11 protein-coding genes and 1 pseudogene are annotated in these 13,169 nt (G+C 64.0%); 7 read left to right on the top strand and 5 right to left on the bottom strand.

Annotation, left to right across the window (positions count from 1 at the left end; genetic code table 11):
- From smc to EN993_RS21225, 3 genes are all read right to left on the bottom strand, one after another.
- Window positions 1-3,209, bottom strand: a 3,209-nt coding sequence (gene smc, locus EN993_RS21235; protein ID WP_127264731.1) for a chromosome segregation protein SMC, incomplete at its 3' end; no start/stop codon positions are given.
- 105 nt (window positions 3,210-3,314) lie between these two features.
- On the bottom strand, window positions 3,315-4,058 hold the full coding sequence (locus tag EN993_RS21230) for a DsbA family protein (protein WP_109662306.1): 744 nt from the start codon (window positions 4,056-4,058) through the stop codon (window positions 3,315-3,317).
- Window positions 4,059-4,221: 163 nt separating this feature from the next.
- The gene (locus tag EN993_RS21225) at window positions 4,222-4,722 is read right to left on the bottom strand and encodes a DUF721 domain-containing protein (RefSeq protein WP_127264730.1); all 501 of its coding nucleotides are present in this window, start codon (window positions 4,720-4,722) and stop codon (window positions 4,222-4,224) included.
- 53 nt (window positions 4,723-4,775) lie between these two features.
- Here EN993_RS21225 and mutY point away from each other — a divergent pair, with 53 nt between their 5' ends.
- Together mutY and EN993_RS21215 are read left to right on the top strand one after the other, a co-directional pair.
- The gene (gene mutY / locus EN993_RS21220) at window positions 4,776-5,924 is read left to right on the top strand and encodes an A/G-specific adenine glycosylase (RefSeq protein WP_126068414.1); all 1,149 of its coding nucleotides are present in this window, start codon (window positions 4,776-4,778) and stop codon (window positions 5,922-5,924) included.
- The gene (locus EN993_RS21215) at window positions 5,917-6,528 is read left to right on the top strand and encodes an HAD family phosphatase (protein ID WP_127264729.1); all 612 of its coding nucleotides are present in this window, start codon (window positions 5,917-5,919) and stop codon (window positions 6,526-6,528) included. Before mutY ends, EN993_RS21215 begins: the two co-directional genes overlap by 8 nt.
- 66 nt (window positions 6,529-6,594) lie before the next feature.
- Here the strand turns inward: EN993_RS21215 and EN993_RS21210 are convergent, their stop codons facing one another.
- Window positions 6,595-7,728 carry a site-specific DNA-methyltransferase gene (locus tag EN993_RS21210; RefSeq protein WP_127264728.1) on the bottom strand — a complete coding sequence of 378 codons (1,134 nt, stop codon included), beginning with the start codon at window positions 7,726-7,728 and terminating at the stop codon, window positions 6,595-6,597.
- Between the two features lie 164 nt (window positions 7,729-7,892).
- Between EN993_RS21210 and EN993_RS21205 the strand changes: the two genes are divergently transcribed.
- Window positions 7,893-8,579: an HAD family hydrolase gene (locus tag EN993_RS21205; RefSeq protein WP_024503624.1), complete on the top strand. Its 687-nt coding sequence runs from the start codon at window positions 7,893-7,895 to the stop codon at window positions 8,577-8,579.
- A 42-nt stretch (window positions 8,580-8,621) separates the two neighbouring features.
- Here the strand turns inward: EN993_RS21205 and EN993_RS21200 are convergent, their stop codons facing one another.
- Entirely contained in the window at window positions 8,622-9,347 is a 726-nt protein-coding gene (locus EN993_RS21200; protein WP_127264727.1) for a hypothetical protein, read from the bottom strand.
- 128 nt (window positions 9,348-9,475) lie between these two features.
- Between EN993_RS21200 and thrC the strand changes: the two genes are divergently transcribed.
- The 4 genes and pseudogenes from thrC to EN993_RS21180 form a co-directional block, all read left to right on the top strand.
- Window positions 9,476-10,873, top strand: a complete 1,398-nt coding sequence (thrC, locus tag EN993_RS21195; RefSeq protein ID WP_127264726.1) for a threonine synthase — start codon at window positions 9,476-9,478, stop codon at window positions 10,871-10,873.
- A gap of 14 nt (window positions 10,874-10,887) precedes the next feature.
- Window positions 10,888-12,180: a pitrilysin family protein gene (locus EN993_RS21190; protein WP_056580991.1), complete on the top strand. Its 1,293-nt coding sequence runs from the start codon at window positions 10,888-10,890 to the stop codon at window positions 12,178-12,180.
- A gap of 15 nt (window positions 12,181-12,195) precedes the next feature.
- Window positions 12,196-12,792 carry a GNAT family protein gene (locus EN993_RS21185; RefSeq protein WP_057145501.1) on the top strand — a complete coding sequence of 199 codons (597 nt, stop codon included), beginning with the start codon at window positions 12,196-12,198 and terminating at the stop codon, window positions 12,790-12,792.
- A gap of 3 nt (window positions 12,793-12,795) precedes the next feature.
- Window positions 12,796-13,169 (top strand): annotated as a pseudogene (locus EN993_RS21180) (sensor domain-containing phosphodiesterase); the annotation flags it as partial.

Below are 13,169 nucleotides of genomic sequence, written 5' to 3'. Positions count from 1 at the left end.
GTCAGGAACACCGCAAAGATCAGCGACATCGCCGTCAGCGCCTGTTCGCCGCCGGACAGCAACGTCATGGTCTGCGGCTTCTTGCCAGGCGGGCGGGCCAGGATTTCAAGCCCGGCCTCGAGCGGATCGTCGGATTCGATCAGCTGCAATTCCGCCGTGCCGCCGCCGAACAGATGCGAGAACAGCCGCTGGAAATGGCCGTTGACGACGTCGAAGGCGGCCAGCAGCCGTTCACGGCCTTCGCGATTGAGGCTCTGGATCGCCTGCCTGAGCTTGCGGATCGCCTCGATAATGTCCTCGCGCTCGGAGACGATCGCCTCCAGCCGGTCGGAAAGCTCCTTCTGCTCCTCCTCGGCGCGCAGGTTGACGGCGCCGAGCCGTTCGCGCTCGATCTTCAGCCGGTCGAGTTGACGCTCGATCTCGGCCATTTCTGGCATCGGGCTGTCAGCCTCCAGGCCGGTATGGCGGATGACCAGATGCGGCGGCGTGTTCAGCGTCTCCTGGATGCGCGCTTCGACCTCCAGCCGGCGTTCGTCGGCCGCCGTCAGCCGCTCTTCGGCGCGAACGCGGGTCTCGCGCGCCTCGGCCAGGAACTGGATGGCGCCGGTGGCGGCCTTGTCCATTTCGGATTGCCGGTTCTCCGCTTCCTGCAAACGGTCGGCCGCCGCTTTGCGCAAGGTCTCGGCCTCGGTGAGCTGCGACAGCAGCGCGCGCCGCTTGGCGTCGATTTCATCGGGAGCATCGGCCAGTCGCTCGCGTTCGGCCTCGGCCTCGGCCTTGCGCTCGCCAAGCGAGGCGATCTGTGTCGAGGCGTTTTCGGCCCGCTCCAGCCAGTTGCTGCGCTCGGCGCCAATGGCATCGAGCCGGCGCGCGCGCGCTTCGGCTTCGCGTCGCAGCCCCTCATGCACGGCACGCGCATCGGCAAGCGTGGCGCGGTCGCGGGCGACATTGGCCGAGGACTGTTCGAGCTGCAATTGCAGATCGCCGAGATCGGGCGCGTCCTGCAGTAGCATTTCCGCCTCGGCGAAGGCGGCCGAGGTCTCCTCATGGCTGTCGACGATGCGGGCGCGTGCCTCATCGAGTGCGGCGCGCCGGCTCTGCAATTCGCCGCCGGCCCTCTCGGCCTCGGCCAACGCATTGCGGGCAGCGTCCAGCCGATGCTGGGCATCGCGACCGGCCTGGCGTGCGTTGCGCTCGGCCTCGCTTGCGAGGCGAAGCGCCTGTTCGGCCTGGGCAAGTGCCTCTTCAGCCTGACGCAGGATGAGCGTCGCCTGTATCGCCTCGGCATCAAGCTCGGCGAGCCGGTTCTTCTGCGCCAGCCGTTGCGCGGCGGCGGTCGGCGCGTCGGCACTGGCGGTAAAGCCATCCCAGCGCCAGAGCGCACCCTCACGGCTGACCAGCCGCTGGCCCGGAGCAAGCAGCGCCTGCAGCCGGCGGCCATCGCCGGCGTCTACGATGCCGGTCTGCGCCAGACGGCGGGCGAGCTGTGCCGGCGCATGGACCACGCTGGCAAGGCTCTTCACGCCTTCCGGCAGAGCCGCATCGCCGGGCTGGATCCCGCTTTCGCCCCAATGCACCGGCGCGCTGCGGTCGAGCGGCACGTCGAGGTCTTCGCCAAGGGCGGCGCCCAGCGCCGTCTCGAAACCGCGATCGACGCTGATCTGTTCCAGCACAGCCGGGAAGAGATCGCCGCTGGCGGCGTTCAGAATTTTTGCCAGCGTGCGCGCTTCCGTCTCGATGCGCGCCAGCTCGGCCCTGGCATCCTGAAGCGGTGGCCGGGCAGCGCTTTCCGTGGCGCGGGCATCGATGACCGACTGCTCCGCCTCCGATACGGCAGCTTCGGATTCTTCCAGCAGCGCCATGGCCTGTTCGACCAGCACGCGCTTCTCGGCCGGATCCGGCAAGCCGGCGACCTTGGAGAGTATTTCCGACAATTCGCGGTCGACATCGGCAAGCTGGCGGGCGAAGCGGTCGCGACGCTCGGCGGTGTCGCGCAGTGTCCGTTCGATCTGGTTGCGCGAGGCGGCAGCCTCTGCCCGCTCGGCGGTCAGCGCGGCGAGCTTGGCTTCGCTTTGTGAAAGCGTCGATGCAGCCTGCTCGAACGTGGCCCTGGTGCTGGCCTCGCGCTCGGCGGCACCGGCATTTTCGGAATTGAGCGCGGCTTCCTCGGTGCGCAGGCGCTCGAGGATATCCGCATTGTCGCGGACCATGCGCTCCTCACGCGCGATATCGCCATCGAGCTGCTGCAGCCGGCGCTCGAGTTCGCTCTGACGAGCGCGGATGCGGCCGGCTTCCTCCTCGATCTGCGACTTGGCGATCGACAGGCGCTGGAAGGCGGCGGCAGCGGCGGCTTCCGCGTCGCGCAGGTCCGGCAGGCGATGAGCACCGATGCCTTGCTCCCTGGCGGCGGCCATTTGGGCGGCGGCGCGGTCGCCGACCAATGCCGTGGCAACGGCAAGCGCCGAGCGCGCCTCGCCTTCCTGCGTCTTGGCCAGCGTCCAGCGCAGATGCAAGAGCGTTGCTTCGGCCTTGCGGATATCGGCTGACAGGTTCTTGAAGCGGGAGGCCTGGCGCGCCTGGCGCTTCAGGCTTTCGATCTGGCTTTCCAGTTCGCCGACGACGTCGTCCAGCCGTTCGAGGTTCTGCTCGGCCGCCTTCAGCCGCAGTTCGGCCTCGTGGCGGCGGGTGTGCAGGCCGGAAATGCCGGCCGCCTCTTCGAGCAGGGCGCGGCGCGCCTGCGGCTTGGCCTGGATCAGCTCGCCGATGCGGCCCTGGCCGACCATGGACGGCGAACGCGCGCCGGTCGACTGGTCGGCGAACAGAAGCTGCACGTCCTTGGCGCGGGCCTCCTTGCCGTTGATGCGGTAGAGCGAGCCGGCCTCACGCTCGATGCGGCGCGACACCTGCAATTCATCGGCATCGTTGAAGGCGGCAGGCGCGGAGCGATCACTGTTGTCGAGGAAAAGTGTGACTTCGGCGGTGTTGCGTGCGGGCCGAGTGCCCGAGCCGGAAAAGATCACGTCGTCCATCCCGGATGCGCGCATATTCTTGTAGGAGCTTTCGCCCATCACCCAGCGCAGCGCCTCGACAAGGTTCGACTTGCCGCAGCCATTTGGCCCGACAATGCCGGTCAGTCCGCGTTCGATGACGAACTCGCCGGGCTCGACGAAGGACTTGAAACCGAGGAGGCGAAGGCGCGAAAACTTCATTCGCGCCGCCCACTAAGCGGATTTCCGTGGTTTTGCGAAAGGAATTCGCGGCACGACAAGAAGCCGCGCACGCCGAAGCGCCGCCGCCTCAGGGCTGACTGAACGTCAGAGCAGAGGGTCGATGATGGCCGACATTTCCTCAATCGACATCGCCCCTTTGTAGGTCTTACCGTTGATGAAGAAGGTCGGTGTCGAGTCGACCTTGAATTCATTGGCGCCGCGCTTCTGGACCGATCTCACATCGTCCAGAAGTTTCTGGTCCGTCAAGCAGGCCTCGAAGGACTCCTGTGTAAAACCGGCGAGCTTCGAGATTTGCAGCAGCGCATCCTTGGTATTCTGGACGCCAACCCAGTTCGCCTGCTGCCGGAACAGGACGTCGACCATCGGGAAATAGTTATCCTTGGCGCAGCGCGCCAGCATGAAACCGGCTTCGGCGCTCGGATCGAACGGGAATTCGCGCAGGATGTAGCGCGCCTTGCCGGTGTCGATGTACTTGGTCTTCAGGTCCGGAAAGGTGGTCTCGGCGAAATGCGCGCAGTGCGGGCAGGTCATCGAGGCGTATTCGACGATGGTGACCTTGGCGTCGTCCTTGCCAAGCTGCTTGTCAGGCAGTGCACCCGGCTTCATCAGTTCCACCATGTCCACGGTGCCCTGGGCTTCCGGCGCGGTAGCGGCGGCCGGCGTGGCCGGCTTTGCGGGAGCGGCAGGATCGGCGGGCTTCACATCCGCGGCCTTCGCTTCCTCGCCAGAGTCGCTGCAGGCGGCGAGCAGGGCGACCGCCGGAATGGCGGCCAGCGAAGACAGGACGTTTCTGCGAGACAAGCTTTGGCCGAACGGGGGACGGTTCATACGAATCACCTGACAAGGGTTGGATTTTGCAATGCAAAGGCACGAAAAGGCGAGAGTTGGCGCGAATTAAGGCATCTCGATCCCCAATCCAATCGCCAAACCTGACAGGGGCGATCACGAATGCGAGATATTGACGACAAATCCATGACTTTCTTCGAGAGGCCTATGACTTTCTCTCCCCAATAATGGTCGCGCCAAGTTTTTCCAGAGAGGCGCGCAACGCATCATTGTCGACCAGGCCGACGGTTCCCGACAATTTCATCTTCTCGGCAGCCGTCAGCGGCCTGAGGGCCGGCTTGCGCCGTCCTTTATCAGTTGTCACCGGCTTCTGCAGGATCCTGATGCGGCTGATGGCGGTGAAACCGAGGAAGGCGTTGACCCGGTTGATGATCTCGCCGGTCTCGTGCTGCAGATGAAGTGCCGCCATGCCTTCGCAGGCGATGACCAGCACCGCCGGCTCGAATGGATCGTCCTCATGCATGCGGCGCGGCCACTGGATCTTTTCGGGGCGCGAGTGGCTGGCCAGCCGTGGACCGGCAATCTCTTCCCATGACTGGACGAGGCCGATCGAAATGCCGGCCCGCTTTCGCAGCACCGGATCGAGGATCTTGGTCGCGAGATCACTGACCGGGACGGGATTGCTGTAGGGCGTTCTCCCTGCCATGTACGTTCTCCAGCCACGACCCAGCAGATACCGGCCAAGCCAATACAAGATCAATGGCATCAGCAGACCAGACCCGCAAGACCGCATCCGGGGATAGTGGTAAAGCCACATCCGGGGATATCGCATCCCGCTTGCTCGACTGGTACGATGTGCACCACCGTGAGTTGCCATGGCGGATCACGCCACGTGAGCATGCGCAAGGCGCAAGGCCCGATCCCTACCGTATCTGGCTGTCCGAGGTCATGCTGCAGCAGACCACCGTCGAAGCGGTGAAGGCCTATTTCCGGGTTTTCGTCGAGAAATGGCCCGATGTCGAGGCACTGGCCGCAGCACCGACCGAAGACGTGATGAAGGCCTGGGCCGGGCTCGGCTACTATTCCCGCGCCCGCAATCTCAAGGCCTGTGCCGATCTGGTGGCTCAACGTGGCGGCCGGTTTCCCGACACGGAGACGGCTTTGAGAGAATTGCCTGGCATCGGCGCCTATACGTCGGCGGCGATTACGGCGATCGCCTTCGACCGCCCCGCCGCCGTTGTCGACGGCAATGTCGAACGCGTCATCTCCCGGTTGTTTTCGATCACAGCGCCGTTGAGCGAGGCCAAGCCCGAGATCCGCGCCCATGTCGAGCGCATGGTGCCCGGGGCAAGGCCTGGCGACTTCGCTCAGGCGATGATGGATCTCGGCGCCACCATCTGCACCCCACGGCGGCCGCGCTGCATGCTGTGCCCGCTGCGCGAAGACTGCAGCGCCGTCCTTTCAGGCGATCCCGAACACTTTCCGGTGCGCCTGCCAAAGGCCGACAAGCCCCTGCGGCGCGGCGCGGCCTTCGTCGCGGTCAGAAGCGACGGCGCTATCCTTCTGCGTAAGCGGGCGGAGAAAGGCCTGCTTGGCGGCATGACCGAGGTACCGACGACTGGCTGGACCGCGCGGATCGATGGCGACACCACGGAGGCGGCAGCGCCCTTCCCCGCCGACTGGCGGCATGCAGGCCGCATTGCACATGTCTTCACGCATTTCGCTCTCGAACTCGAAGTCTTTCACGCCCACATCAAAGGTGATGTGCCGGCGGGACATTTCTGGTCGCTGGCCCATGAAATTTCCGGGGAAGCACTGCCGACCGTCATGAAAAAGGCAATTGAAGCGGCGATACCCGACGCGACGAAAAAGCCGTCGCCGCACAGTGCAAAGAGGCCCCATGACTGAAATACGCCACATCGTTTTCGACATCGGTAGAGTGCTGATCCACTACGATCCCAACATTCCGTTCAGCCGCCTCATTCCGGATGCCGAAGAGAGAAGGTGGTTCTTCGACAATGTCTGCACGCATGACTGGAACATCGAGCAGGACCGCGGACGGACCTGGGAAGAGGCCGAGGCGCTGCTGATCGCGGACCATCCCGATCACGCCGAAAACATCCGCAGTTTCCGCCGCCACTGGCACGAGATGGTGCCGCATGCCTATGACGACAGCGTCGCCATCATGGTCGGCCTGATCGAGAGCGGCCACGACGTGACCATGCTGACCAATTTTGCCAGCGACACGCTGGCCGAGGCCCGCGAGCGCTTCGATTTTCTCGAACGGCCGCGTGGCGTCACGATCTCCGGTGAGATCGGCCTGATCAAGCCGGATCGCGGCATTTACGATCATCACGTCGCTGCCTTCGGCCTCGAACCGGCGGCGACGCTGTTCATCGATGATAGCCAGAAGAATGTCGACGGCGCCAAGGCGGCGGGCTGGCAGTCGGTGCTGTTCACCGATGCGAAAACGCTTCAAGCAGACCTTGAACGTCACGGAATCAAGGCGTGATTTGAATCGCTTCGCGCGATCCGTTGCGACTTTGAATCAACGGAATTCGACGCAATTGGCAGGGGCTCAGGCCCCTGCCCGCTCCATGCCAAGCCGTGCAATGCGGCGAAGCTCGTCAATCGGGGTCAGGCCGCCGCTGCGCTCATAGTGCCAGAAGGTCCAGCCGTTGCAGGCATCCAGGCCCTGCACTTCGGCGCCGATCTTGTGGATCGAGCCGGCGCTGTCGCCGATCGCCACCGTGCCGTCGGCGCGCACCTTGGCCGCCCAGCGCTTCTTGGCGTCGTAGAGCGTGGCGCCGGGCATCACCAGGCCGGTGTCGATCAGGCTGACGAAGGCAACGCGCGGCTCGGCGCGCTTGCCGGTGAGCACGGTGAGATCCGCGCCATCCAATGGCTGCACCGCGTCGATGCGCTCGTTGGCGGCGTCGATATAGGCCTGCTCGCGCTCGATGCCGACGAAATGGCGGCCGAGGCGTTTTGCCACCGCGCCGGTGGTGCCGGAGCCGAAGAAGGGATCGAGCACGATGTCGCCCGGTTTGGTCGAGGCCATCATGATGCGGGCAAGCAGCGCTTCCGGCTTCTGCGTCGGATGCAGCTTGTCGCCATTGTCGTTCTTGAGTCGCTCGCCGCCGGTGCAGATCGGGAACAGCCAGTCGGAACGCATCTGGATGTCGTCGTTGGACGCCTTCATGGCTTCGTAGTTGAAGGTATAGCCCTTGCCCTTCTGGTCGCGCGTGGCCCAGATCATCGTCTCATGCGCGTTCTGGAAGCGGCGGCCACGGAAATTCGGCATCGGGTTGGTCTTGCGCCAGACGACGTCGTTGAGGATCCAGAAGCCGAGATCCTGCATCTTGGCGCCGACCCGGAAGATGTTGTGATAGGAGCCGATGACCCAGATGGTGCCGTTGGGCTTCAGCACCCGGCGCGCCGCCAGAAGCCAGGCACGCGTGAAGGCGTCGTAAGCTTCAAAACTCTCGAACTGGTCCCAGTCGTCGTCGACGGCGTCGACCTTGGACTGATCGGGCCGGTGCAGGTCGCCGTCGAGCTGCAGATTGTAGGGTGGATCGGCGAAGATGACGTCGATCGACTTTTCGGGCAGCCGGTCGAGTGCGGCGACGCAGTCGCCCTTGAGGATCGTGTCCAGCCATTCGGATTGCTGGGGAGCGTGGGATAGCTCGTCGAGAAGACGCACGGCAGACATTCTGACACCCAAGGCACGCGTTACTGTTTTACTCTCTGTTATGGTTACCGATCAGCGTAAATATTCGGTGAAGACTGCCGAATTTGCGAAGGTGGCCCTGTTGGTGTATGCCGCGCCGCCTGAGCCTCCCGAGGCCACTTCATCCTCCCATTGTCCGGATCGCCATGCCCCAGCCAGACCTTGTCATCTTCGATTGCGACGGCGTGCTCGTCGATTCCGAAATCATCGCCGCCCGCGTCGAGGCGGAACTGCTGACCCTAGCCGGGTACGAAATATCGGCTGAGGAGATTTCCGAGACCTATGCCGGACTGACCTTCAAGGACATCATGATGCGGGTCGAGGAGAAATCCAGCATTCCGTTCCAGGCCTCGCTGATCGACCGTGCCGAGGACCTTGTCGACCGCAAATTGCGTAGCGACGTACGCGCCATAGACGGGGTTCGCGAGGCGGTTGCCGCAGTAACGGCGCCGCGCTGCGTCTGCTCGAATTCTCGCTCGGAACGGATCGAATTCATGCTGGAGAAGGTGCATCTGCTGCCGTTTTTCGCCGGCCGGATCTTTTCGGCGCTGGAAATACCAAGCAAGAAGACCAAGCCGGCGCCCGACGTGTTCCTGTTTGCGGCGGAGACACTCAACGCCAACCCGGCAAACACTTTCGTCATTGAGGATTCCGTGCACGGCGTCCACGGCGCCAGGGCGGCAGGCATGCGCGTGATCGGCTTCACCGGCGCGGCCCACAGCTATCCCGGCCATGCCGACGCATTGACCGAGGCCGGCGCCGAGACGGTGATCCGCCGCTGGGCGGAGCTGAAAAGCGTGATCGCGGCGCTGTCGGAGTGGTCTGACGCCTGAGAAGCGTGCGCAGCGACGCACGCCTCGTGCAACTGCCGCGCTCTAGTTCGTCGCGGCAGTTCTCTTGCGGTGGGTCCTCTTCGGCTTGTCCGTCGTCGCCTTCGGCGCGTTTTCATCATAGCCGGCAAAGGCCTGATAGTCCTGCGCCGTCGGCTCGGGCACGACAATATTGGAATCGGTGAAGACGAACTGTGTGGCGACCGAGGGGTCGGTGACCTGGACCTGATACTGGTGAATCTGCGAGTAAAGCACGTCGGTGCCATGCATCACCGCGGTGCGGATCGGCATGGTGATGGTGCCGGGCGAGAACTTCGGTCCCGGCACGATCTTGCCGGCGACCGCGATCTTCATCGTCAGCTGGCCGTTGGCACGGCTGCAGTCGCGTGTCACGTCGCTGACCGATGCCTGGTAGATGATGTTCGCCGACTCGTCGGGCGGAGTTGCAGCGGCGTCGGCCTCAGCCTGGGCCGCGGCATCCTGCGCGGCGTCGCCGGTCTTCTTGAGCTTGGGCTTGGGCTTCTGGACGCCCTTGGCGTAGGTGTTGAAGAAGGCCGTGCCGTCGCGCACTGTCACCCGGGGGCAATAGGCCTGCAACTGGCTGGCCAGGATCTTGGGATCCTGAGGCGGCGGTGGAACCGTCGGATCCTTCTTGCCGATGCCGAGGTTCAGGATGCCATTGTCGCCCGATTGGCAGCCGGCGGCGGCAAGCATAAAGCCGGTGAGCGCAAGACCCGCCAAAAAGCGACCACTGAATGTACGAAACGCCATGAAACTGCACTTCCCTCTCGCAAAGCTGGTGACGTATATCAACCGCGCGGCAAAAATGCGACTGAGCCAGCGCAGAAATTAACCACCTTGCGGTGGACGGAAAAGCCAAGCAGTAACGGATTTGTGACATGCAATATGTGAGTACCCGCGGGGAAGCCCCCGTTCTTGGATTTTCCGATGCCGTGCTGGCTGGGCTGGCGCGCGACGGCGGGCTTTATGTGCCGCGTGAGTGGCCGCAGTTTTCCGCGGCCGAGATCCACGCCATGCGCGGCCTTGCCTATCCCGATCTTGCCATCCGCGTGCTGTCGCCGTTCCTTGGCGGCGAAATCCCGGCGCCCGTCTTTGAACGGCTGGTGCGCGAAGCCTATGCCACCTTCCGTCACGAGGCCGTCTGTCCGCTGGTGCAGACCGGCCCCAACACCTTCATCCTGGAACTCTTCCACGGGCCGACGCTCGCCTTCAAGGACGTGGCGATGCAGCTTCTCGCCCGGCTGATGGACCATGTGCTTACCGAACGCGATCAGCACGCCACCATCGTCGGCGCCACCTCTGGCGATACTGGCGGGGCGGCAATCGATGCCTTTGCCGGGCGCAGCCGCACCGACATCTTCATCCTGTTCCCGCACGGCCGCGTCTCGCCGGTGCAGCAGCGGCAGATGACGACGTCGACGGCTGAAAACGTCCATGCGCTGGCGATCGAAGGCAATTTCGACGATTGCCAGGGCCTGCTCAAGGACATGTTCAACGATCACAGCTTCCGCGACCGGGTGGCGCTTTCAGGCGTCAATTCGATCAACTGGGCCCGCATCATGGCCCAGATCGTCTATTATTTCTCCTCGGCGCTGTCGCTCGGCGCGCCGGACAGGCCGGTCTCCTTCACGGTGCCAACCGGCAATTTCGGCGATATCTTCGCCGGCTACGCGGCCAAGAAGATGGGCCTGCCGATCGAGCGGCTGGTCATCGCCACCAACGACAACGACATCCTGGCGCGGACCTTCGCGACCGGCGAATACCGCACCAAGGGCGTCTTTGCGACCACGTCGCCGTCGATGGATATCCAGGTGTCGTCCAATTTCGAACGCTTGCTGTTCGAGGCCTCCGGCCGTGACGCCGCGACCGTGCGACGCTACATGGACAGCCTGAAGCAATCCGGCGCTTTCACCATCGAAACCCAGCAAATCGCTAGCATGCGGTCCGAATTCGACGCCGGCCGGGCTGATATGGACGAGGTCGCCGCCACCATCCGCGCGACGCTCGCGGCCAGCAACTATCTGCTCGATCCGCACACCGCCGCAGCCGTGCATGTCGCGGCGGGCAAGGCGTCAGGCGCGGTGCCGATGGTGGTGCTGGGCACCGCCCACCCGGCAAAATTCCCGGCCGCCGTCGAAGCCGCCAGCGGCGTCTTCCCCGCACTGCCCGCATGGCTAGGTGGGTTGATGACAGCGGAGGAAAAATACACGGTACTTCCATCCGACCTGAAAATGGTGGAAGATTACGTCGGCCGCCGCGCGCGGGCGGCGCGTTAGGGAGTAGTAGCCATATGGGTGTTGAGGTAAGCCGTCTGTCGAACGGCCTGACAGTCGCCACCGAAACCCTTCAAAGCATCGAATCGGTTGCCCTTGGTGCCTGGGTCAAGTCGGGTGCCCGCAATGAACGCGACGACGAGCATGGCATGGCCCATCTGCTCGAGCACATGGCGTTCAAGGGCACGAAAAGGCGAAGCGCCTTCGAAATTGCCTCGGAGATCGAGGACGTCGGCGGCGAGATCAACGCCGCCACCAGCGTCGAGACCACCTCCTACTATGCCAGGGTGCTCTCCGACGACGTGCCGCTGGCTGTCGACATTCTTGCCGACATCCTGCAGGAGTCCGAATTCGATCCGCAGGAGCTTGAACGCGAACAGCATGTGATCCTGCAGGAGATCGGCGCCGCGCACGACACACCCGACGACATCGTTTTCGACCGCTTCACGGAAACCGCCTATCGCCATCAGACGATTGGGCGCTCCATTCTCGGCACGCCCGAAACGGTCAAATCCTTCACCTCCAAGCAACTCCACGACTTCATCGAGCGGCAATATGGCGCCGAGCGCATGGTGATCGTCGCCGCCGGCGACATCAAGCACGACAATTTCGTGCGCGAAGTCGAAAAGCAGCTCGGCGGCTTCCGCAGCAAGGCCGACAGCACCATCCCGCAATATGCGCAATATGTCGGCGGCGACTTCCGCGAAGACCGCGACCTGATGGACGCGCAGATCGTCCTGGGATTCGAAGGCCGCGCCTATCATGTGCGCGATTTCTATGCCTCGCAGGTGCTGTCGATGATCCTCGGCGGTGGCATGTCGTCGCGCCTGTTCCAGGAGGTCCGCGAGAAGCGTGGCCTGTGTTATTCGGTCTATGCCTTCCATTGGGGATTTTCCGACACCGGCGTCTTCGGCGTCCATGCCGCGACCGGCCAGAGCGACATCGCCGAACTGGTGCCTGTCATCATCGACGAACTGCAGAAGGCCGGCGAGAAAATCCTGCAGGAAGAACTCGACCGCGCGCGCGCCCAATATCGCGCCGGGCTGATCATGTCCGCCGAAAGCCCGGCTAGCCGGGCTTCGCAGATCGCACGGCAACTGCTTCTGTTCGGCCGGCCGATCGCCAAGGAGGAACTGATGGAAAGGCTGTCGGCGCTGACGATCGAACGGCTGACCGATCTGTCGTCGCGGCTGTTCTCGACCAAGCCGACGCTTACCGCTGTCGGGCCTGTGGGTACGCTGGCGCCATACGAAGCGATCCTCGAATCGCTCGCTGGCACGCAGACCACGGCCCGCAAGCTCGCCGTCTAAGCCCCTCAAAGCGCCGTGTTCGCGCTCCCTTTCTTTCGCCGTGACCTGCCGGCACTGAAAGGCGACCGCGTCACGCTGCGCGTGCCGTTCACCAACGACTACCGCGAGTGGGCGACGGTGCGTGGCGAAAGCCGGGCCTTCCTCGAACCATGGGAGCCGCGCTGGACGCCGGATGAACTCGACCGCACCGCATGGCGGCTGCGCATCAGCCGCTACCGCGAAGACTATGCGCAAGGGACTGCGATCGCCTTCTTCATCTTCGAGAAGAGCAGCGGCAAACTGGCGGGCGGTATCACGCTCGGCAACATACGCCACGGCGTCTCGCAAAGCGGCCATGTCGGCTACTGGATCGGCGAACGCTTTGGCGGCCGCGGCCTGATGACCGACGCGGTCAAGGTGGTGGCCCGCTTCGCCTTCGATACGCTGAGGTTGCACCGGATCGAAGCGGCCTGTATTCCCGACAATATCCGGTCGATCCGCGTGCTTGAAAAAGCCGGATTCCGGCGCGAAGGACTTCTGCGATCCTATCTCAGGATCAACGGCATCTGGCAGGACCACTACCTCTACGCCCGGATCGCGGACGATCCGCCGGGCGTTGGAACGAAGGACTGATTTTTGACGAAATTCCTGCGCAACGGGCCGCTGTTCGCCTTTGTCCTCGGGACAATCCTGACGCTGTGCGCGGCATCGTCGGCCTTCGCCGTCGAACCGATCAAGATTGCCCGTGACGACGTCGCGCTCGACCTTTCCGGCGCCGTCGAGATCTATCGGAACCAGGGCGAGAATTTCCAGGTGTCGACCGCGCCGGGACCGGACGGCATCGTGCGGCGCATCGAGGTCGAGGCCAATGATGCGCGTTCGACCGGCGACTGGGCGGTGTTCGCGCTCGCCAACACCACCGACCAGCAGCTCGACAGGCTGATCGTCGCACCGCATTTCCGCCTGGTGAATTCCGGTATCTTCTGGCCGGATCTCGGCTCGACCCGCAT

The organism is Mesorhizobium sp. M7D.F.Ca.US.004.01.2.1 (assembly GCF_003997785.1).
In the GTDB taxonomy this organism is placed as follows: domain Bacteria; phylum Pseudomonadota; class Alphaproteobacteria; order Rhizobiales; family Rhizobiaceae; genus Mesorhizobium; species Mesorhizobium loti.
Note: the sequence above shows the minus strand (reverse complement) of the source record. Positions and strands in the feature narration are given on the sequence as shown.